We start from the raw sequence: 20,372 nt of genomic DNA, 5'->3' as shown, positions 1-20,372 counted from the left end.
GCCCGCAAGCTGAGCTGACAGGGTTCAGCTTGCTAGGGCCACATTGAGCATAGTTTCGCCCTTCGTACCGTCCTGCATGAGAGGTGATGCACTCATTAGTCTGTTTTTTGCTCAAAACCTTCCTTAGATATATTTCATAACAAAACTAAAATAGACAGATCGAAAAAATCTGCTAAAAATTAATAGCATGGCTAATCTTTTTGAAGGAAATTGAAAAGTATTATCGGAAGGTTTTGCCAGTATCAGCGATAACAGGTTTAGGCCAAAAAATGTTAATCCAGATGCGGGCGACCACTCTCGTTAATAATGAGTGTGGCGATTTTAGAGTGTAGTAATACAACAATGGGTGTGTTTCAAGGTAATCATATGAAAAACAAGTCTATTTTGCTTTGTAGTGTGCTAGCGCTGGTTTTGGGTGCGCTCAATGCAAATGCGAAAGTTTCAACGAAAGAAGTTAATAAGTTAGGGAATTCTTTAACGCCGTTCGGTTCGATAAAATCCGGGAATAAAAATAAAACTATTCCTGCATGGACTGGGGGGATTACCGAAGCCCCAATGGGGTATGAGGGGACAGGGCAGCATCATATCGACCCTTTTGCCTCTGATGATATCAAATTCACCATTGATGACAGTAACTACAAAGGTTTTAAAAACTATCTGACCCCAGGTCAGTATGCTTTGTTTGAAGCATACCCAAGTAGCTTCAAGATCAATGTATATCCAACCCATCGTTCGCACTCGATGCCGGATTGGGTCCTAGAAAATACCAAGAAAAATGCCAAAACATCGTCTTTATCCAAAGGCGGGGTGGGGATTCAGAACGCATACGGTGGTATTCCTTTTCCAATATTACATGGAAAGAATGAAGATAAAGCCCTTCAGACAATGTGGAATCATTTGACTAGATGGAGAGGTATTTTTGCAATCTTGCGTTCGACTGAAGTGCCAGTTCAGAGAGATGGTTCTTTTTCTCCGATTACCAAGCAGGCGGAAGTGTTTTTTAACTTCCATAACCCTAAAGGCAGCTTTAAAAAGCTTAACAATATTTTGTTTTACTTTTTGACTTTCAATAAAGCGCCCGCCCGTTTGGCAGGTGGTGCGTTGCTAGTTCACGAAACTATGGATCAGGTTAAAGACAAACGAGGTGCGTGGGACTATAACTCAGGCCAGCGTCGAGTGAGACGTGCTCCAAACTTGGCTTATGATTCCCCCATTGCTTCGTCTGACAACACGCGTACTGCAGATGATACAGATATGTACAATGGAGCCCCTGATCGATATAACTGGGACTACAAAGGTGTTAAGGAGTTTTTCATTCCTTATAACAATTATAAGGTCGGTCAGAAAGGTGTTCAATACGATGACTTGGTTATGCCGGGTCACTTAAATCCTGAATATGTTCGCTGGGAACTGCATCGTGTACATGTTGTCGAAGCTACTTTGAAGAAAGGGGCTCGTCATATCTATAAAAAACGTGTGTTCTATGTTGATGAAGACAGCTGGGGAATTGCTATGGTGGATCAGTACGATAACCGTGGTGAACTTTGGCGAGTCAGTAATGCGCTCTTAAAGAACTATTATGAGTTGCCAGGCGTTTGGTCCAGTGGTGATGTATATCACGATCTACAAGCACGTCGTTATAGTGTGAATGGTCTATACTCAGAAGAAAAACAGGCACCTGTATTTGAAAATAAGGTACCAAACAAGCGTTACTTTAAGCCTTCGTCATTAAGACGTAGAGGCCGATAACAAAATATAGACATAGAGCAAGGGAGCTCTTCAGCTTGCTTAAAAAGAAACTCAAAATAGGCATGTGTTGTTTTAATATTCACTGAATATGGGCCGCTATTGTATAGGCGGCTTTCGTGGTTAATGTTGAAATGTCTAATATTGAGGGTGTCTGATGGGATATATTCAAATGTACAAGGTTGATAAATGAACAGTCTACTGTCTAGGTTAAAAGTTGGTGTTCTGGCTAGCTCATTGAGCGTTGTAAGTCTAATAACTCCTGCTCATGCGGTCGAAGATGTACTTAAAACGCCCGCGGTTAAAACTTCTATGGCAACGAATAGCCTCTTGTTGGATGTTGACAAGGCGGGCAGCCGACTTGTTGCAGTCGGAGGTCGTGGGCATATTGTCTATTCTGATGATGAAGGAAAAAGCTGGGCTCAGGCTTCTGTACCAGTATCGGTATTGTTAACGGCAGTAAGTTTTGTCGATCAAACGCACGGTTGGGCTGTAGGGCACTCGGGTGTCATTTTGCACACTAGCGATGGTGGAGAAACTTGGGTCAAGCAATTTGACGGTGACTCGGCAAACCAAATGATTATTACTCAGTCCGAAGAGCGTCTGAAGCAGTTTGAACGACAAATGGAAACAGCTTCTGAAGATGAGCTGGAAGACTTGGAATACGAGTTGGAAGAAGCTAGCTACGCTTTAGACGATGCGAAGTTCGATGCTCAAGTTGGTGCGAGTAAACCCTTGCTGGATGTGTTGTTCAGTTCTTCAAAAGAAGGTTTTGTAGTGGGTGCTTACGGTTTTCTGTTTAAGACCTCCGATGGCGGACGTACCTGGCAGAACTATGGTAGCCGAATTGAAAACCCTGACCGCTTTCACTTAAATGCAGTGAACGAAGTTAAGGGTGGTGCCCTATTTATTGTTGGTGAGGGTGGCGTGCTATACCGCTCAACCGATAAGGGTGAAACCTGGGAAACTCTCGATAGTCCATATAGCGGGTCATTTTTCGGCGTCGCCGGAACACAGGATGAAGGCGTTGTACTGGCTTTTGGTTTGCGAGGCAATATGTATCGCTCCGAAGATAATGGCGATACATGGGAGCAAGTAGAAACGAAGACCGAAGGGACTCTAATGTCTGCTTCTCATGACGGAAGCAAGAAAGTGTCAGTCGTGGGAAATTCCGGCGTGGTTATTCTAAGTCGTGATGGGGGACGAACTTTTGTTGAAACAATTCGCGAAAATCGATTAGGAAATGCATCTTCAGTCTATATCGACGCAGAGCGCTTGGTATTGGTAGGGGAAAATGGTGTTAACTTGACCACTCCAAGCGGTTTGAACTTGTAAGTGCCTTTGGCAACATAACTAATTATATAAGATATAACGACTAGAGATTAAGAGGATTGATGGATGTCAAACTCAGATAAGGGCGCTTCAGGCAAGCAGATTAAAGCTGTCGGTTCAGGTAGTGTCATTGAACGGCTAATATTTTCAAACAGACCTGTGATTCTTGCAATATTTGCATTGATTACGGCTTTCTTGGGTTTCAATGCGGCACAAATTAAACCGGATGCTTCATTCGAGCGTTTAATTCCGCTTGAGCACCCGTTTATCGTCAATATGATGGAGAATAGGGAGGATCTGGAAAATCTAGGTAACTCAATACGCGTTGCGGTGGCAGTTAAAGATGGTGACGTCTTTGACAAAGCGTATATGGAGACCTTGAGTGAAATAACAGATGAGTTGTTTTACCTTCCAGGCGTAGATCGCTCAGGAATGAAGTCTCTATGGACTCCCAATGTCCGTTGGGTGGAAGTTACTGAAGAAGGTTTTCAGGGCGGACCGATTATTCCTGATGGATATGATGGGTCTGATGAGTCACTAGAAGTTCTACGACAAAATGTGCTCAAGTCTGGGCAGGTTGGCCGATTAGTTTCGGATGACTTCAAATCGACAATTATATATGTCCCCTTATTTGAAATTAATCCAGAAACAAATGAACCTCTTGATTACAAAGACTTTTCTTTAAAGTTAGAAGACAAAGTTCGTAACCAGTACACAGCAAAAAATCCAAATATTAATGTGCATATTATCGGCTTTGCAAAAAAAGTTGGTGATTTGATCGAAGGGATTAGTGCGGTTGCGGTCTTTGCATTAATTACAATCGGACTAACTTTAACATTTTTGTTTGTCTACTCTCGCTGTATGGTCGGTACATTGGTACCTATTGTTACCTCTATTATTGCGGTGGTTTGGCAGCTAGGTATATTGAACTTACTTGGCTATGGTTTAGATCCTTATTCTGTACTGGTGCCATTCCTGGTATTTGCGATTGGTATTAGTCACGGTGTGCAGATAGTTAACCGGGTTGCGGTTGAGCAGGCTCATGGTTATAACCCGCTAATGGCTTGTCGTTTGACTTTTAGACAGCTTGTAAGGCCGGGTATTCTGGCTTTGCTTTCAGATGCGATTGGCTTTTTGACATTATTGTTCATTGAAATTGACGTGATTAAAGATCTCGCTGTTGCCGCAGGTGTAGGTGTGGCGGTTATTATTGTTACCAACCTTGTTCTCCATCCAGTGATCGTTTCGTACTCTGGTTTGAGTAAAGGTGGCCTGAAGCATGCTAAGCATGTTGAACTTCATGGTGACAAAAAGTGGCGCGCACTTTCATTTATGGCTCACCCAAGTGTGGCACCGATTTCAGTGCTTATTGCAATACTGGGTTGTGGTATAGGTCTCTACTACCAGAAAGATCTTAAAATAGGTGACTTGGATAAAGGTGCGCCAGAGCTGCGACCTGACTCTCGCTACAATTTAGATAACGACTATATTATCAGCAACTATAGTACCAGCGCCGATATTATGGTTGTGATGATTAAAACGCCAAAAGAAATGTGTTCGACCTATGAGTTAATGGATGTCATGGATCGTATGCAATGGCGTTTGGAAAATACACCAGGCGTTGAATCTACCGCTTCTTTGGTCTCAGTGTCCAAATTGGTGACTAAAGCGCTCAATGAGGGAAGCTTGAAGTGGTTTGAAATATCCCGAAATGAGTCAATTATTAACTCTTCTATACAGCGAGCACCTTCAGGCCTGGTTAATTCAGACTGTAGTATGACGCCAATGATCATCTTCTTGGAGGATCATGAGGCCGATACGCTTGATACTGTGATCGACACGATGGAAGACTTGATCGATCAGTACCCAAGTGAAAACTACCAGTTCTTACTTGCGGCAGGTAATGCAGGTGTTGAAGCGGCGACTAACGAGGTTATTTCCAAGGCTAAGAATGTCATGTTAGCCTCTGTTTACTCGGTCGTTAGTATTTTGTGTCTGATTACGTTCAGGTCTTTAGCTGCTGTTATTTGTATCGTTACACCTTTGGCACTTACCTCGGTTCTGTGTGAAGCGCTTATGGCTCAATTGGGTATTGGTATTAAAGTTGCGACACTTCCTGTTATTGCCTTGGGTGTGGGGATTGGTGTCGATTATGGTATCTATATCTATAGTCAGTTAGAGACTAAACTGAAACAAGGTGTGGTCTTACAAGAGGCTTACTTTCAGACGCTTAGAACGACAGGTAAAGCGGTCTGCTTTACGGGTATGACCCTTGGTTTGGGTGTATTTACTTGGATATTCTCGCCAATTAAATTCCAGGCAGATATGGGGATCCTGCTGTTCTTTATGTTCTTGTGGAACATGGTTGGCAGCTTGTGGTTGCTACCCGCGATGGCACGCTTCCTTGTTCGCCCTGATAAGATTGCTGCAAAAGAAAGAGCTAAGCTGGCAAAAGCTGCTGCTTAATCTTAAGGAGTCTAAAAACCCCGATACTCAATGAGTGTCGGGGTTTTTTCTTTTTTGGAGCCACTTAGGAATAAGGTCGCAGTTTTAGTATTGATGTGCATCGATCAACGTAAACTTGGAGATATCGGTACAAATTTACTTGTTTTTTGTTTAGAATCGCGCGCTTGTAATTTTTTAATTTTTAACTCATGTGACCTTTAGTAAGGGCCACCACTGATTTTGAGGTAGATATGCCAGTTATTACGCTTCCTGATGGTAGTCAACGTTCGTTTGAAAATGCTGTATCCGTATTGGATGTTGCTGCAGATATAGGTCCAGGTCTTGCCAAGGCAACCATCGCTGGTCGCGTAAATGATGTATTGGTCGATGCTTGTGAGTTGATTCAAGAAGATTCCACACTAAGTATTATCACTGCAAAAGATGAAGATGGCCTTGAAATATTGCGTCACTCATGCGCTCACCTTGTTGGTCACGCAATTAAGCAGCTTTGGCCTGATGTCAAAATGGCGATTGGCCCAACGATTGAAAATGGCTTCTACTATGATGTTGATTTAGAGCATCGTCTCACTGAAGAAGATATGGCAGCCCTCGAGAAGCGTATGCTTGAGCTTGCTAAGAAGAGCTATGACGTTGTTAAGAAGACCGTAAGCTGGCAAGAAGCACGAGATGCTTTCGAAGCGCGTGGTGAAACTTATAAAATGGAAATTCTTGACGAAAATATCGCCAAGACCGATACGCCAGCTTTGTATCACCATGAAGAATATATAGATATGTGCCGCGGCCCTCACGTGCCGAACATGAAATTCTGCCATCATTTTAAACTAATGCGTATTTCTGGCGCGTACTGGCGTGGCGATTCTGACAACAAAATGTTGCAGCGTATCTACGGTACAGCTTGGGCAGATAAGAAGCAGCTAAAGCAATATTTGAATCGCTTACAAGAAGCCGAAAAGCGAGACCATCGTAAAATAGGTAAGAAGTTAGACTTATTCCACATGCAGGATGAGGCGCCAGGTATGGTCTTCTGGCATGACAAGGGGTGGAGTATCTACCAGACTATCGAAAACTACATGCGTACCAAGCAGCGCAAGTATGGTTATAAAGAAATTAAGACGCCTCAAGTGGTTGAGCGTACGCTATGGGAGAAGTCGGGCCACTGGGATAAATTTAGTGAGCAGATGTTTACTACTCACTCAGAGAACGCAGACTTTGCAATCAAGCCGATGAACTGCCCATGCCACGTTCAGGTATTTAATCAAGGCTTGAAGAGTTATAAGGAGTTGCCCTTACGTCTTGCCGAGTTTGGTTCTTGCCATAGAAATGAAGCATCTGGCGCTTTGCACGGTATTATGCGAGTGCGTGGTTTTGTTCAGGATGATGCGCATATTTTCTGTGCTGAAGAGCAGATTCAGGAAGAAGTATCTTCCTTTATCGATATGTTGCACGAAGTTTATCAAGATTTTGGCTTTAGCGAGATTCTTTACAAGCTATCTACGCGACCAGAGAAACGCGTTGGTTCAGATGAGGTTTGGGATAAGTCCGAAGCAGCCTTAGCAGAATCTCTGGACGCTAAAGGCTTGAAGTGGGATTTATTGCCTGGTGAGGGAGCGTTTTACGGCCCTAAGATTGAATTCTCTTTGAAGGATTGTTTAGGCCGAGTATGGCAGTGTGGAACGATTCAAGTAGACTTTTCGATGCCGGGTCGACTAGACGCCCAATATGTAAGTGATCATCAGGAACGTAAAACTCCGGTCATGTTACACCGTGCTGTGTTAGGTTCTTTTGAGCGATTTATCGGTATTTTGATCGAACAGTACGAAGGTGCATTTCCATTCTGGTTGGCGCCTGAACAAGTCGCAATACTGAATATTACCGATAAACAGAGCGAATATTGCAAAAAAATACATAAAAATATCGAAGAAGCGGGATATAGAGCACATCTGGACTTGAGAAACGAGAAGATCGGCTTTAAAATTCGCGAGCACACAATTAACAAGATTCCTTATTTACTTGTTGTGGGTGATAAGGAAGTTGAAAATAATACAGTGGCTATTCGTACTCGTAAGGGAGAGGATCTTGGCGTGATGCCTTTAGAAGATGTTCTCGCGGTCTTCAAAGAAGATTTTGTACAGAAAGGTCGTATCGCAAATTCTGGTGAGTAAGCAGTATAAAATGTGCACCTCATCTATGTTTGCATTTTTAATGTGGAGAAATAGACATTAAGCGTAATAACCAAAGTGGCAAGTCAAAAAAAGCGTTGATCAACGAGAATATCGAAGCAACGGAAGTTCGTCTTATAGCAGAAGATGGTGAGCAGTTAGGTATTGTTCCGATAGAAGACGCGCTGGCTCGTGCCACACAAGTAAGTTTAGATTTGGTTCAAATTGCCAACAGTGATCCGATTGTGTGTAAAATCATGGATTACGGTAAAAAAGTATTTGAAGAGAAGAAGCAGAAAGCTGCCCAGAAGAAAAAGCAGAAGCAGACTCAAGTTAAAGAAATTAAGTTACGACCAGGGACGGAAGAGGGGGATTATCAGGTAAAACTACGCAACCTGATACGTTTCCTTGAAGGTGGGGACAAGGCCAAGGTGACGATTCGTTACCGCGGTCGTGAAATGGCACATCAGGAAATCGGCATGAAGCTACTTGAACGAGTCGAAACAGACTTGGAAGAGTACGGAACTGTTGAGCAGCGACCTAAAATGGAAGGTCGGCAAATGATGATGGTGTTGGCCCCGAAAAAGAGAAAATAGCGCGGTTGCTATTTTTGTTAATTTTTCCAATGCGGAGTGAGATATTATGCCTAAAATGAAAGCAAAAAGCGGTGCTACAAAACGCTTTAAGAAAACAGCTAACGGATTCAAGCACAAGCAATCCTTTACTAGCCATATTTTGACTAAAAAATCACCAAAGCGTAAGCGTCAGCTACGTGGATGCAAGCAGGTTGCAGACTCTGATCAGTCTTCAATCAAGCGTATGCTTCGTATTTAATTTTTAGCCATTAAAATATAGTTTAGTAAGGAGTCAAATATGCCTCGCGTAAAACGTGGTGTCCAGGCGAACCGTCGCCACAAGAAAGTATTAAAGCAAGCTAAAGGTTATTACGGAGCTCGTAGCCGTATCTATCGCGTAGCTAAGCAAGCCGTAATTAAAGCAGGTCAATATGCATACCGTGACCGTCGTCAGCGTAAGCGTCAGTTCCGTCGTCTATGGATCGCGCGTATCAATGCTGGTGCACGTTTAAACGGTTTGTCATACAGCCGATTAATCGCTGGCTTGAAAAAAGCTAACGTTGAGATCGACCGTAAAGTATTAGCTGACTTAGCAATGAACGACGCAGCAGTATTTACTGTTGTTGTTGAAAAGGCTAAAGCTGCACTAGCAAACTAAGACTTAGTTCAACACTCGTTGAAACATAAGTAATAGCTGGATAGGGGGCGAGACAACTCACCCCCTATTTTTATTTTGAGTACTGTTTTTTCGGAGAGCAGTAATGGAAAACCTTGAACAACTTGTTCAACGCGCCATTAGCGCTGTAGATGCAGCGGAAAAAATTCAAGAATTGGACCAGGTCAGAGTTGATTACCTAGGCAAGAAGGGTGAAATCACCCAGCTACTCAAAACATTGGGTAAGTTAGATGCGTCTGAAAGACCAGCGGCCGGAGCAAAGATAAACGAAGCCAAAGAAGGTGTCTTGGAAAAACTGTTAGCCAAGAAAGAGTCCCTTGAAACAGCTGAGCTTGAGAACAAGCTCCGTTCAGAAGCTGTGGATGTCACCTTGCCAGGCCGCGCAAGCGATACCGGTGGTTTGCACCCGGTAACCAAAACAATGCGCCGAATTGAGCAGTTTTTTGCCAGAGCCGGTTACTCAGTAGAAGTAGGCCCGGAAATCGAAGATGATTACCATAACTTCGAAGCTTTGAATATCCCGGGGCATCACCCGGCACGTGCTATGCACGACACCTTTTACTTTGATGCAAATACCTTATTAAGAACTCACACTTCACCTGTGCAAGTACGCACGATGGAGAAGGGAGAGCCACCATTTCGTATGATCTGTCCGGGCCGTGTATACCGTTGCGACTCCGACCAAACGCATACGCCGATGTTCCATCAGGTTGAAGGCCTGCTGGTGGAAGAGAATGTTAGTTTTGCTGACCTAAAGAGTACCATTGAAGATTTCCTTCAGGTGTTTTTTGAGCGAGACCTGGCTGTTCGTTTCCGTCCTTCTTACTTCCCATTTACCGAACCTTCAGCAGAAGTGGATATCGAGTGGGGTAAAGACGCTGACGGCAATACCAAGTGGCTAGAAGTGATGGGCTGTGGCATGGTCCACCCGAAAGTATTTGAGTCCAGTGGTATTGATTCCGAAAAATACTCAGGCTTTGCCTTTGGTTTAGGTGTAGAACGCTTGGCTATGTTGCGCTATGGCGTAAACGACCTAAGAATGTTCTTTGAAAACGACCTTCGTTTCCTCAAGCAATTTAACTAAGTTAGTCAGGATAGTAGAGCAATGAAATTTAGTGAACAGTGGCTCAGAGAGTGGGTAAACCCTTCTATTGGTACAGATGATCTACTCCATCAAATCACCATGGCTGGCTTAGAAGTAGATGGCATGGACCCGGTAGCGGGTGAATTTACCGGCGTCGTTGTAGGCGAAGTGCTCAGCAAAGAACAGCACCCTGATGCTGACAAGTTAAGCGTTTGTCAGGTGAGTGACGGAAAAGAGACCGTCCAGGTAGTGTGTGGTGCTGCGAACGTGAGAGAAGGTTTAAAAGTACCCTTCGCGAAAATTGGTGCTGTGTTGCCAGGTAACTTTAAGATTAAGAAAGCTAAGCTGCGTGGCGTTGAGTCATTCGGTATGTTGAGTGCCGAGTCAGAGCTTGGTTTGGCTGAATCTTCAGATGGTTTGATGGAATTGCCTGTTGATGCACCCGTAGGTGCTTGTATTCGCGAATACCTAGGTTTAGATGATAACTGTATCGATGTTGATTTAACGCCAAACAGAAGTGACTGTTTGTCTATTGCGGGTCTTGCTCGCGAAGTCGGTGTCTTGAATAAAGAGAATGTCACTAAGCCACAGATTGAGTCAGTGGTTTCAGAGAGTGAACTTACCTTCAAGGTAAACTTACAAGACACAGAGGGCTGCCCTAAATACTTGGGACGCGTCATTGAAGGTGTCGACCTAACTAAGCCTTCACCATTATGGCTGCAAGAAAAGTTACGTCGCTGCGGTTTACGTAGTATTGATCCTGCCGTTGACGTAACCAACTATATTTTGCTTGAGCTCGGTCAGCCAATGCATGCATTTGATTTAGATAAGCTGAATGGCTCAATCAATGTACGTCAAGCTGAAAATGCTGAAAAACTAACCTTGTTGGATGGTCAGGAAGTTGAACTTCGTGATGACACCTTGGTTATTGCAGATGAAAACACTCCACTTGCAATCGCAGGTATCATGGGTGGCGAAGCCTCAGGTGTTAGCGCTACAACTCAGAACATCTTTTTGGAATGTGCCTTCTTTGCACCCTTGGCGATTGCGGGTAAAGCACGCTCTTATGGCTTGCATACAGACTCTTCACACCGTTTTGAACGAGGTGTTGATTATGCGCTGCAGCACGAGGCAATGGAACGTGCAACGCGCTTATTAATCGATATTGTCGGCGGCAAAGCTGGCCCAATCGTTGAAGAAAGTGATGCAGAGACGCTTCCTAAGTCTTCGACTGTGACCTTGCGTGAAACTAAAGTTGAGTCGCTCTTAGGCTTGAAGGTAGAGACAGCTGAAATAGAAGAGATTCTAACGCGCCTTGGGCTTGAAGTTGTTGATCGAGCAGAGGGGCAGTGGACCTTTGCTGTGCCAAGCTATCGTTTCGATATTGCCATTGAACCAGACCTGATTGAAGAAATTGGTCGGGTCTACGGCTATAACAAACTACCTAAAACGACTGCATTAGGCTCAATGAAGCTGCGGGCCGTCGACGAAGATATCTTCCCGCAGGACTACCTGGCTGATCGTTTGGTGAGTTTAGGTTATCAGGAGGCAATCACTTACAGCTTTGTTGACGAAGAAACACAAAAGCTCGTGACGCCTGAAGAGCAGGGTATCGCTTTGGCAAACCCAATCTCAGCTGATTTGGCTGTGATGAGAACGTCTTTATGGCCTGGCTTGCTAAAAGCACTAAGCTACAACCAGAAGCGCCAGCAGCCCCGAGTTAAGTTTTTTGAGACAGGTCTAAAGTTTGTTCAAGAAGGCGAAGAGATTGTTCAAACTAGAATGATCTCGGGCGTTGTCTCAGGCACTGTTCAAAACGAAAACTGGTGTAATGAAAGCAGAGCAATCGACTTCTTTGATGTGAAGGCCGATCTTGAGAATTTATTGTTCTCAATTGACCCGACAGTCGCTTTCGAGAAGGGTGAACATGCTGCTTTACACCCTGGGCAGACTGCACAGATTGTAAAAAATGGTAAAAAAATCGGCTATTTAGGGGCTATTCACCCTAAATTACAAAAATCCTTGGATTTAAATGGCTCAGTTTATTTGTTTGAACTATGCTTAATTGAAACCGTTCAAGGACAAGTGCCGAGTTTTGATGGCGTGTCAAAATACCCAGAAGTTAGACGGGATTTGGCAATATTGATCGATCACGAGATACCGTTCCGAGACGTTGAGCAGATTGTTAGAGATAATGCCGGTGAAGACCTGGTTAATCTCAATGTGTTTGATGTTTATTCAGGTGATAATCTTGCTGAAAACGGAAAGAGTCTAGGCCTCGGTCTGGTATGGCAGCGAAGTGATCGCACTCTTAATGATGAAGAAATCAACGAGTCCTTTGAGCGTATTGTGTCAGCACTCAGTGCTAAGTTTGGAGCTAAATTAAGGAGCTAGCGCATGGCGGCTTTAACAAAAGCTGATATGGCCGAAAGCCTATACGACGAAGTTGGACTAAATAAGCGCGAAGCCAAAGAAATGGTGGAAGCGTTCTTTGATGAAATTGTTGGAGCCCTAGGTCACAATGAACAGGTGAAGCTATCTGGCTTCGGTAATTTTGACCTACGCGATAAGAAACAAAGGCCTGGACGTAACCCTAAAACTGGTGAAGAAATTCCTATTTCTGCCAGACGCGTTGTTACTTTCAGACCCGGACAAAAATTAAAGGCAAAAGTAGAAGAATATGCTGGAACCCAGTCACAATAATGAATTACCCCCGATTCCGGGTAAGCGCTATTTCACTATTGGAGAAGTAAGCGACTTATGTGGAGTCAAAGCTCATGTTCTACGTTATTGGGAGCAAGAGTTTGATGAACTGTCACCGGTAAAGCGTCGTGGAAATCGTCGTTATTATCAGCGCCAGGACGTCATGACTATTCGTCAAATTCGTAGTTTATTGTACGATCAAGGCTATACCATCGGTGGTGCCAAGCAAAAACTGCACAATGAAGGTGATGAGGGCCCTGCAGGGCAAAACTCTGAATTGATCAAGCAAATGATCACTGAGCTTGAAGAAGTTTTAGACGTACTAAACAGCTAAGCTTTCAAGTAATAAGGTAATCTTAAAAAACGCCGATACTATCGGCGTTTTTTATTTATTTCTAAAGCGTCATAAGGTATTATACCCGCGACTTAAGTCGACAGGCCTAAAACCCGTCGATTACCCCCATGTAAGCTGATACCTAGTATCAACCTGGTGAACAAATTCTTGTTTCACACCGTTCGGGATGTAGCGCAGCCTGGTAGCGCACATGTCTGGGGGACATGTGGTCGTGGGTTCGAATCCCGCCATCCCGACCAATTTTTCTTTTTTAATTCCTGTTTTTTAGCATCTGTCGCAGCTTTTACCATTATAGGGTGAAAATGTACATCATAGAGTCTAGACTCCCTTGTTTAATGCATAATCTGAAAATTCTACTTAGTTAACAGACATATAGGTCTGCATTCCCCTAAGATTATGTTTGATAATTTTTTGTTTTAATAATATTGATCGTTATTCAAAAAAATGAGGGCATTATGAAAGAAGGGACATATCTTGAAGAAGTCAGGCAGCAATACGAGAATTATCCCTACCCTGCAAGAGATCCTGCTAATGAGAAAACAGATCTTTATGTCTCCAAACCCTGCTCCTTAGATTGTCTTAATTATTACGCTTTTGAGGGTAAGCGTGATTTTACTCAGTCGTTTCGAGTCCTAGTTGCCGGTGGCGGGACCGGTGATGATGTTATTTATTTAGCCGAACAACTTAGGGAAACTGAAGTAGAAGTGGTCTATTTGGATATGTCTCAAGCATCAATGGACATCGCCAAGGAACGAGCTAAAGTCAGGAAATTAAAAAATATTACCTGGATTCATGATTCCTTGTTAAATCTGAACAAACAAGAATACGGTGAGTTTGATTTTATTTCCTGTACTGGCGTTTTGCATCACTTGAAAAACCCAGATGAAGGTTTAAAAGCGCTTACTAAGGTACTTCATCCTGATGGTGCGATGTATCTTATGGTTTACGCAACAATTGGACGAACAGGAATCTATCAGATGCAGGAATTAATGCGTCAGATAAATACCGACACGCCCAACATTCAAGACTGTATTGATAACACAAAAAAAACTCTAAACGGGCTACCACAAGGCAATTGGTTTTCCTCAAATAAAGTTTCTTGTAAGAAAGATTTAAGTACAGATATTGGCATATACGATCTACTAATACACTCTCAAGACCGGGCCTATACCGTAAACGAAATGTACGACTATGTTGAAAATGCAGGATTGAAGTTAAATAAACTATATAATCCTGACCACCCTCTTGGTGACATGATTTTTTATCCCGAAACCTATATTCGTGACCCAGAGCTGTTGAACACAATCAAACAACTTCCGCTTAGAAAACAGCAATCTATCTGCGAGTTGTTGTTTGGTCAAATCATGAAACAATGCTGTTTTGTTTCGTTTAAGGAAACTTCTACTCCTAGCATAAAGAATACAGATCTGGTTCCTGCCATCAGCACCATTTACGGCCAAAATGAACGTAAGCAAAATTTGCTTAAGGCGTTTTCTGCACCAGGAAATCAAATACAACTGAACCAAATGTTTACCTTAAAAAGAAACCCACACAGCAAAGCATTGTTTGAACATATAGATGGAAAACGAAGCTTAAAAGAGGTTGTCGAGCAAACCATCAAGACAACGAAAAGCCATGCAACGTTTGAAACCGTCTTTGCAGAACTATGTTCCTTTGTTGAGGTCCTAATAAAACTAGATATGATGTATTTGAGAGAAAAGAGCGCAAGTAGTGCAGCTAATATAAACAATATGATGGGAGTGTGATCAGAAAATGTGTTCGGTTTCTTTAAATGTAAGCGTCCAATCGAGCACAACTAACTGCAAGGTCTAGGCTAGCACTAAGATTTAAAAGGAACTAGCGTATGACTAAACCGAGCGCTAAATATAGCTGGCCAGAGTCGTTGGCTTTTTAGCAAGTGAGTGGCTAAACGATAGCAGACTTCTGTTCCGTGCATAAAATTAGTCCCTTGATGATGGGCTGCAGGGATTCCAAAGTAACAGCTAATCCCACTCTAAACGCAAAACACTGGGTGTTGAGCAATGATTGTTTCGAGTTAAAAGAGGTAGCTCAAAACAGAGCTATTTCTCTCATTCTAATGTCCCACCGATGGTCACTGTGTCTGGGCGTAGGCTTTGATTGACTCTGATCCGTACCAGGTAATTCCGGGCTCTCTCCAAACTTCTCAGTCGATTTACATTTCTTATCACTGTATTTACCGATATCCCGCTTCAAAGCACTGTGTAGTGTTGAGCCTTGGAGTGATAGACTATGGGGTAGATGTCTATAGCGTGGTGGTGGCTACGGATTGGATCTCTTTCTAAGCTAAAATAGAAGAACTAAATATTAAGACCGGAATACTGATGAAGAATAAAGCTCAAAAACAACTCTCGTTTGAACCTCAATACCATCGAAAGTTGGCACAAGGAAAGTACACGCCTATATCAAAGAGGCTAATTAAGGGTAGCAACTCAATTTCGAGTGAAGACGTTGCTGAAGAGCGAGATTGCATACTTGCTGAAGGTTTCACGGTTTGTGAAAGCAGAGCAGAACTGTCTGCGGCGAAAATTGATAATTCAGATAAAGGTGATGTGGCAGCCGTTATAGCCAATACCAACCCCTTATTCAAGTTACATAATAAGTAAGCGCTTGCTGAAAAAAAATTAAACGAGAGCTTTGCCTCGTAGTAGTTGTCGCAGTCGAATGAGAAATAGGAATTATTGATGGATTTATTGTATTGGCATTGGATTGTTTTTGGGATTTTTCTTGTTCTTTTAGAGCTCGTTATCCCTTCATTCACCGCGCTTTGGTTTGGTATTGGCGGGGTATTGGTTGGCATGTTACTTCTTGTCGAGCCGGATCTAAGTACTACCTTTCAGATAAGCGCCTGGGCTATTTTATCTGCCTTACTCACCAGCATGTGGTTCAAAATACTCAAACCCTCGCGGGATAAGGTAGTTTTACCAGCGCTTGATGAAATTCAGGGTGAACTAGGCGTGACGCTGACGCCTCCTTCCGGGGAAAGGCCGGGGCGCGTTCGCTTTTCTACTCCCATTAAGGGCTATGATGAGTGGGACTTTGAGTCTGATGATCAACTAGATGTAGGAGATGCGGTTAAAGTAACCGGTGTCACTGAACATCGACTAGTGATGAAAAAACAATAAATTATCTTTTAGGAGCAAGGGATTATGGAAGCAGGATTATACATAGCAATAGCGATATTTATTTTATTACTGGTGACGGTTGCACAAGGTGTAAGGCTCGTACCTCAGGGCTATCAGTGGGTTGTACAGCGCTTTGGAAAGTACCAAAAAACACTGAAGCCTGGATTGAATATTATCGTTCCTTATTTTGACCAGGTGGCCTATAAGCTTACAACTAAGCAAATCGTATTGGATATTCCTAGCCAAGAGGTTATTACAAAAGACAATGCTATTATTATTGCCAGTGCCGTAGGTTATATCTCCATTACTGACCCGCAGAAAGCAGTGTACGGTGTTGATAACTACACGATAGGGATACAAACCAAAGTCCAAACAACGCTTCGTTCAATTATCGGTGAAATGAATCTGGATGCGGCATTGAGCTCTCGAGAGCAAATAAAAACCAGCCTCACTAGCACGATTGCGAATGAAATTGCGGAATGGGGTATAGCGCTTCGTTCAGTTGAAATTCAGGACATTAACCCTTCTAAGACGATGCAAGAAGCAATGGAAGAGCAAGCCTCTGCAGAGCGGGCAAGGCGTGCAACGGTGACCAGAGCTGAAGGTTCTAAAGAAGCCCAGATATTAGAAGCCACGGGCCAGAAGCAAGCGCAAATACTGGAAGCACAGGGCCGAAAAGAAGCAGCAGAACAAGATGCTAAAGCTGAATTGCTATTGGCAGAAGCGAGGCAGCAGTCAATCTCAATGGTCTCTGCCCCTTTGACCGATAAAGACATGGCAGTGACCTACCTTCTTGGTGAGAAGTATGTTTCAGCGATAGAAAGCCTGGCGACATCTGAGAACAGCAAGTCGGTAATCTTACCTGCCGATTTACCAAAAGCTATCGCGGGTATGATAGGGAAGTAATACACTAGGGTAGCAAGATAAAGCCTAATTTATGTTTGAGCTAAAAACCATCGCGCTATTCATCGTTACTGCGCTTGCAGAAATTGTTGGTTGCTACCTTCCTTATTTGTACTTAAAGCAGGATAAAAGCCCTTTGTTGCTTATTCCTGCTGCTCTAAGTCTAGGCTTGTTTGCGTGGTTGTTGTCTTTGCACCCTGCTGCTGCGGGCCGCGTTTATGCTGCTTATGGCGGTGTTTATATCCTGGTAGCAATATGTTGGCTATGGGTTGTCGAAGGTATTAAACCCACGTGCTGGGATATTACCGGCGTAGGCGTTGCGCTATTGGGCATGGCAATTATCATGTTCAGCCCTCGTGAGCTATAGCCTGATAGGTAGCTGATGCTTTAAGTGTCATCCACCATGAACTGGCCAGTCTTGCATCGTCCGATAAGCCAGAAGGGGTATCGGTCTTGGCGCGAGTTTTTATTTTTCCATTCCCGAAGAATGGTTTTTCCCACCTAAACGAGTGAATACGCATGGATAAGCTAACGAGTGATAACAAATTAATGGCTTCGGTAGACCTAAAAAACTGGGCGAACCTAAGTCGCTCTGTGTTAAATGGCATCGTTGGTGATTATCTGGAAAAAGAGCACAACCCATTAGCCATCGATATGGCTTTTTACCAGCAAAACATACCTCTATTGCTAGATGACACGCTTGCTCAACAGGTGCTTCAAGGTTCCGGGAGCGTCAAAGCAGAAAAAGCCTTATCTAACAAAATTATCGTCCTCATCCACGGGCTGACCAATCTAGAAACAATATGGGACTTAAAACCAGACTCACTCGGTGGGGAAAGTGAAGGGGAGAGCTCGAGTAATGGTCGTTCAAGTGATGATGACGAAGCGCTAAGTGAAAAAGATAACTATGGTCGACGCTTACAAGAAGAGTTTGGCTTTACGCCTTTTTACTTGCGTTACAACACAGGCTTATCGATTAAAGATAATGGGCAAAAATTAACTCGGCTACTTTCAGAGCTCATTGAGGCATACCCCATACCTGTAGAAGAGATCGTGCTAATGGGCTTTAGTATGGGAGGCTTGTTAATACGAAGTGCCCAGAAACTCGCGCAAGATGCCGAAGCAGATTGGCTAAGTTTGTTGTCAAACTGTTATTACATTGGCACGCCTCATGAAGGCTCGCCCTTGGAGAAGTTTGGTCACCTAACCAGTTCTATTGTTCGCTATATCCCGCGTGATTACATTAGTCACTGGGCAGACTGGATAGACGTTCGAAGCCAGGGTATACAAGATCTGAAGGACGGCTTACTCCATCTGAATAAAGAAAAACGTGGCGCGGATAGTGATGACCCCTACGAGCAGAGTGTGCGCTGTGGAAGTTTTACCGCGCATGCTCAGCATCACTTCATTAGCGGCTCGCTATCGGCGAACAAGAATAGTCTACTCAACAAGTATTTTGGCGATAGCCTGGTGAGACATACAAGTGCTAACCCCATATCTGCACCAGAAGACAGTAAGCAGGCCCATTTCAATGGTATTCCACATGTACCTCTGGCTCACTCAGAAAAGGTTTACCAGCAAATAAACCAGTGGTTCCGTGAGCATCCAGATCATATTGACTTGAAGTTCTACGAGGTGAGGGAAGCGACTAAGAAGCAGCAAATGGTGCAGAGAGTCGCGCAAGGCTTGTCGAATCAAGAAATCATATCAGGTAGCTTGGATTTGTTAGCGCTTGCCTATGATCATACGGTAGACGCCGTTGAGAAGGTTCACGGCGCGATAGCAGATGAACCATACAGCGTACTTAGGAAAGTCCCTTTGATTAAAGATGTAACCTTGCCGATAGAAGATAGCCATAAAGATATACTCAATACCATATACTTCTCGCTCAAGGCTGGAGGGAAGCTTGCACACAAAGGGGCGAAAGTTTTAGGTGGCAAGCACAGTAAGGAAAACGAATCTGAGGATAAGTGAGCCCTAATCAACTTACCTCGGTAGAGTCAGACTGCTTTAGCAGCGAATTTGATGTCCGATTGACTTGCTTATATAAAATGTCATCACTTGAGTGTTTAGCACCACGCTCTTCATGAAAGTGGCCTATTGCATATGCCCATGTTTGAGCTTGTCGGTCTGATGCATTGAGTGAGCATGCATAGCTTGATTTAGCACTTCGAGCGAAATATCAGAAAATGCCAGAACTTTGCCCCCCTGTGATTTGGCAAACGCTTCTGCACTGTTCTTGTTTTTAAATGAAGCCAGGGCCGGTCCCATTGCTCCGGGGAGCTTATGACCAATTACATACCAGGCTTGTTTGGCATCGATTAGCTCGGCTTCGCGAGTATTACCCCAAGGACTGCTCGTCATATCATGGACAAATGCTTTAGCTGTGTTATGGATATTTTCAGGTTGAAGCATATAGGCGAACAAGTCATTCACTGAGCAAAACTTACGTACCGACGATTTATTCTTCTCAAACATCTCACCTTTAGGGCCGGCAAACTGGTTGATAAGCATTCCACACAGGTGGCATTCGTCCTGGTCTTCAATATGTACGGCGCTGATTTCTGGCTTAGCTTTAGGATCGTTTTCACTACACGAAACAATCCCGAAAATTAATACGCCTTGAATCAGCAAAACCAGCACCGGAACTAAAGGCGACTGTTTAGCGTTTTGGTGGGGGGCTTATGATTCATCACCTTATACCTCTCGTTTCTTCAATAAGTAGGCGGCGAATGCAAGTGGTGCTGCGATCCATAAAACCAGGGAAGATAGCAGTCCTGCCATGCTCATCTCTGTGCCTTCAGCCAGTTGTAGCACGCCACCATATTCTGCGGCATTAACCACCTGATAATTAACCAGGCGGAAGATATACGTTGGGTTCAAGAGTAAAACTTGACTGAGCAAGTCACTTTGAATATCGCCTTTACCCCCCTGTGTCAGGATAGTTGTCGCCTCTGTTAATTTTTAATAATTGAATAGGAGGCGGTAAGAGAATATGAGTGAAGCATTATTCAAAAGAGTTTAAAGAAGCCATTGTTAAGAAGTGGCTTGAAAGTGGGTTATCATTAAGAACGTTTTCAGCCCAGGAAAACATAAACCTATCCACCTTGTATTCCTGGCGAGATAAATTTCAATTACCAGGTTCAAGTGTGACAAAAAGTAGTAGTCCAGATAACTGGTCTCCAGAAGCAAAGTTTTCAATTGTTCTG

20 protein-coding genes and 1 tRNA gene are annotated in these 20,372 nt (G+C 43.5%); 19 read left to right on the top strand and 2 right to left on the bottom strand.

Translation table 11 applies throughout. The annotated features are described in order from the left end of the window. Window positions 1-366 precede the first annotated feature (366 nt). The 18 genes from A3729_RS24135 (at window position 367) to A3729_RS24050 (ending at window position 19,137) form a co-directional block, all read left to right on the top strand. Window positions 367-1,749 (top strand): DUF1329 domain-containing protein, encoded by a 1,383-nt coding sequence (locus tag A3729_RS24135; protein WP_068634380.1) that lies wholly within the window; start codon window positions 367-369, stop codon window positions 1,747-1,749. A gap of 186 nt (window positions 1,750-1,935) precedes the next feature. Beyond that, on the top strand, window positions 1,936-3,081 hold the full coding sequence (locus A3729_RS24130; protein ID WP_068507666.1) for a YCF48-related protein: 1,146 nt from the start codon (window positions 1,936-1,938) through the stop codon (window positions 3,079-3,081). A gap of 63 nt (window positions 3,082-3,144) precedes the next feature. Next, window positions 3,145-5,544 (top strand): RND family transporter, encoded by a 2,400-nt coding sequence (locus A3729_RS24125; protein ID WP_068507663.1) that lies wholly within the window; start codon window positions 3,145-3,147, stop codon window positions 5,542-5,544. A 230-nt stretch (window positions 5,545-5,774) separates the two neighbouring features. Beyond that, window positions 5,775-7,706 (top strand): threonine--tRNA ligase, encoded by a 1,932-nt coding sequence (thrS, locus tag A3729_RS24120; RefSeq protein ID WP_068507661.1) that lies wholly within the window; start codon window positions 5,775-5,777, stop codon window positions 7,704-7,706. 56 nt (window positions 7,707-7,762) lie between these two features. Further along, a complete protein-coding gene (gene infC, locus A3729_RS24115; protein ID WP_156499823.1) occupies window positions 7,763-8,299 on the top strand; it encodes a translation initiation factor IF-3 in 537 nt (178 codons plus the stop codon). 46 nt (window positions 8,300-8,345) lie between these two features. Continuing rightward, window positions 8,346-8,537: a 50S ribosomal protein L35 gene (gene rpmI, locus A3729_RS24110; protein ID WP_068507660.1), complete on the top strand. Its 192-nt coding sequence runs from the start codon at window positions 8,346-8,348 to the stop codon at window positions 8,535-8,537. A gap of 39 nt (window positions 8,538-8,576) precedes the next feature. Further along, window positions 8,577-8,936, top strand: coding sequence for a 50S ribosomal protein L20 (gene rplT, locus A3729_RS24105; RefSeq protein ID WP_068507658.1), 360 nt, complete (start codon window positions 8,577-8,579; stop codon window positions 8,934-8,936). A gap of 103 nt (window positions 8,937-9,039) precedes the next feature. Next, window positions 9,040-10,038 (top strand): phenylalanine--tRNA ligase subunit alpha, encoded by a 999-nt coding sequence (pheS, locus tag A3729_RS24100; protein WP_068507656.1) that lies wholly within the window; start codon window positions 9,040-9,042, stop codon window positions 10,036-10,038. 21 nt (window positions 10,039-10,059) lie between these two features. Further along, the gene (pheT, locus tag A3729_RS24095; RefSeq protein WP_068507653.1) at window positions 10,060-12,432 is read left to right on the top strand and encodes a phenylalanine--tRNA ligase subunit beta; all 2,373 of its coding nucleotides are present in this window, start codon (window positions 10,060-10,062) and stop codon (window positions 12,430-12,432) included. Between the two features lie 3 nt (window positions 12,433-12,435). Continuing rightward, window positions 12,436-12,741 (top strand): integration host factor subunit alpha, encoded by a 306-nt coding sequence (gene ihfA / locus A3729_RS24090; protein WP_068507652.1) that lies wholly within the window; start codon window positions 12,436-12,438, stop codon window positions 12,739-12,741. Then, window positions 12,719-13,075 (top strand): MerR family transcriptional regulator, encoded by a 357-nt coding sequence (locus tag A3729_RS24085; RefSeq protein ID WP_068507650.1) that lies wholly within the window; start codon window positions 12,719-12,721, stop codon window positions 13,073-13,075. The genes ihfA and A3729_RS24085 overlap by 23 nt, the downstream gene beginning before the upstream one ends. 183 nt (window positions 13,076-13,258) lie before the next feature. Beyond that, window positions 13,259-13,335: transfer RNA gene (locus tag A3729_RS24080), tRNA-Pro, on the top strand. Window positions 13,336-13,521: 186 nt separating this feature from the next. Then, a complete protein-coding gene (locus A3729_RS24075; protein ID WP_068554763.1) occupies window positions 13,522-14,862 on the top strand; it encodes a bifunctional 2-polyprenyl-6-hydroxyphenol methylase/3-demethylubiquinol 3-O-methyltransferase UbiG in 1,341 nt (446 codons plus the stop codon). Between the two features lie 597 nt (window positions 14,863-15,459). Beyond that, window positions 15,460-15,741 (top strand): hypothetical protein, encoded by a 282-nt coding sequence (locus tag A3729_RS24070; RefSeq protein ID WP_068507647.1) that lies wholly within the window; start codon window positions 15,460-15,462, stop codon window positions 15,739-15,741. 78 nt (window positions 15,742-15,819) lie between these two features. Beyond that, window positions 15,820-16,260: an NfeD family protein gene (locus tag A3729_RS24065; protein ID WP_068506810.1), complete on the top strand. Its 441-nt coding sequence runs from the start codon at window positions 15,820-15,822 to the stop codon at window positions 16,258-16,260. A 24-nt stretch (window positions 16,261-16,284) separates the two neighbouring features. Beyond that, complete coding sequence (locus A3729_RS24060) at window positions 16,285-17,166, top strand: SPFH domain-containing protein (RefSeq protein ID WP_068507645.1); 882 nt, start codon at window positions 16,285-16,287, stop codon at window positions 17,164-17,166. 31 nt (window positions 17,167-17,197) lie between these two features. Then, window positions 17,198-17,530, top strand: a complete 333-nt coding sequence (locus tag A3729_RS24055; RefSeq protein ID WP_068507643.1) for a YnfA family protein — start codon at window positions 17,198-17,200, stop codon at window positions 17,528-17,530. A gap of 152 nt (window positions 17,531-17,682) precedes the next feature. Beyond that, the gene (locus A3729_RS24050; RefSeq protein WP_068507642.1) at window positions 17,683-19,137 is read left to right on the top strand and encodes a triacylglycerol lipase; all 1,455 of its coding nucleotides are present in this window, start codon (window positions 17,683-17,685) and stop codon (window positions 19,135-19,137) included. A 123-nt stretch (window positions 19,138-19,260) separates the two neighbouring features. Here A3729_RS24050 and A3729_RS24045 read toward each other — a convergent pair whose 3' ends face one another. Both A3729_RS24045 and A3729_RS24040 read right to left on the bottom strand, forming a co-directional pair. After that, the gene (locus A3729_RS24045; RefSeq protein WP_068634376.1) at window positions 19,261-19,806 is read right to left on the bottom strand and encodes a nitrous oxide reductase accessory protein NosL; all 546 of its coding nucleotides are present in this window, start codon (window positions 19,804-19,806) and stop codon (window positions 19,261-19,263) included. A gap of 54 nt (window positions 19,807-19,860) precedes the next feature. Then, window positions 19,861-20,046, bottom strand: a complete 186-nt coding sequence (locus tag A3729_RS24040) for a hypothetical protein (RefSeq protein WP_156495076.1) — start codon at window positions 20,044-20,046, stop codon at window positions 19,861-19,863. Window positions 20,047-20,162: 116 nt separating this feature from the next. Between A3729_RS24040 and A3729_RS24035 the strand changes: the two genes are divergently transcribed. Beyond that, window positions 20,163-20,372: transposase (locus A3729_RS24035; protein ID WP_156498110.1), on the top strand; the 210-nt coding region annotated here is incomplete at its 3' end.

The organism is Oleiphilus sp. HI0043 (genome assembly GCF_001634935.1).
This window is presented reverse-complemented; position numbering and strand designations above follow the sequence as displayed.

Excerpts from the sequence above, each read along its gene's own strand:
- A3729_RS24070 (WP_068507647.1), top strand. The coding sequence starts at position 15,460 with ATGAAGAATAAAGCTCAAAAACAACTCTCGTTTGAACCTCAATACCAT.
- A3729_RS24055 (WP_068507643.1), top strand. The coding sequence starts at position 17,198 with ATGTTTGAGCTAAAAACCATCGCGCTATTCATCGTTACTGCGCTTGCA.
- A3729_RS24125 (WP_068507663.1), top strand. The coding sequence starts at position 3,145 with ATGTCAAACTCAGATAAGGGCGCTTCAGGCAAGCAGATTAAAGCTGTC.
- A3729_RS24050 (WP_068507642.1), top strand. The coding sequence starts at position 17,683 with ATGGATAAGCTAACGAGTGATAACAAATTAATGGCTTCGGTAGACCTA.
- A3729_RS24135 (WP_068634380.1), top strand. The coding sequence starts at position 367 with ATGAAAAACAAGTCTATTTTGCTTTGTAGTGTGCTAGCGCTGGTTTTG.
- A3729_RS24130 (WP_068507666.1), top strand. The coding sequence starts at position 1,936 with ATGAACAGTCTACTGTCTAGGTTAAAAGTTGGTGTTCTGGCTAGCTCA.
- A3729_RS24085 (WP_068507650.1), top strand. The coding sequence starts at position 12,719 with ATGCTGGAACCCAGTCACAATAATGAATTACCCCCGATTCCGGGTAAG.
- pheS (WP_068507656.1), top strand. The coding sequence starts at position 9,040 with ATGGAAAACCTTGAACAACTTGTTCAACGCGCCATTAGCGCTGTAGAT.
- A3729_RS24060 (WP_068507645.1), top strand. The coding sequence starts at position 16,285 with ATGGAAGCAGGATTATACATAGCAATAGCGATATTTATTTTATTACTG.
- A3729_RS24065 (WP_068506810.1), top strand. The coding sequence starts at position 15,820 with ATGGATTTATTGTATTGGCATTGGATTGTTTTTGGGATTTTTCTTGTT.
- rpmI (WP_068507660.1), top strand. The coding sequence starts at position 8,346 with ATGCCTAAAATGAAAGCAAAAAGCGGTGCTACAAAACGCTTTAAGAAA.
- ihfA (WP_068507652.1), top strand. The coding sequence starts at position 12,436 with ATGGCGGCTTTAACAAAAGCTGATATGGCCGAAAGCCTATACGACGAA.
- rplT (WP_068507658.1), top strand. The coding sequence starts at position 8,577 with ATGCCTCGCGTAAAACGTGGTGTCCAGGCGAACCGTCGCCACAAGAAA.
- pheT (WP_068507653.1), top strand. The coding sequence starts at position 10,060 with ATGAAATTTAGTGAACAGTGGCTCAGAGAGTGGGTAAACCCTTCTATT.
- thrS (WP_068507661.1), top strand. The coding sequence starts at position 5,775 with ATGCCAGTTATTACGCTTCCTGATGGTAGTCAACGTTCGTTTGAAAAT.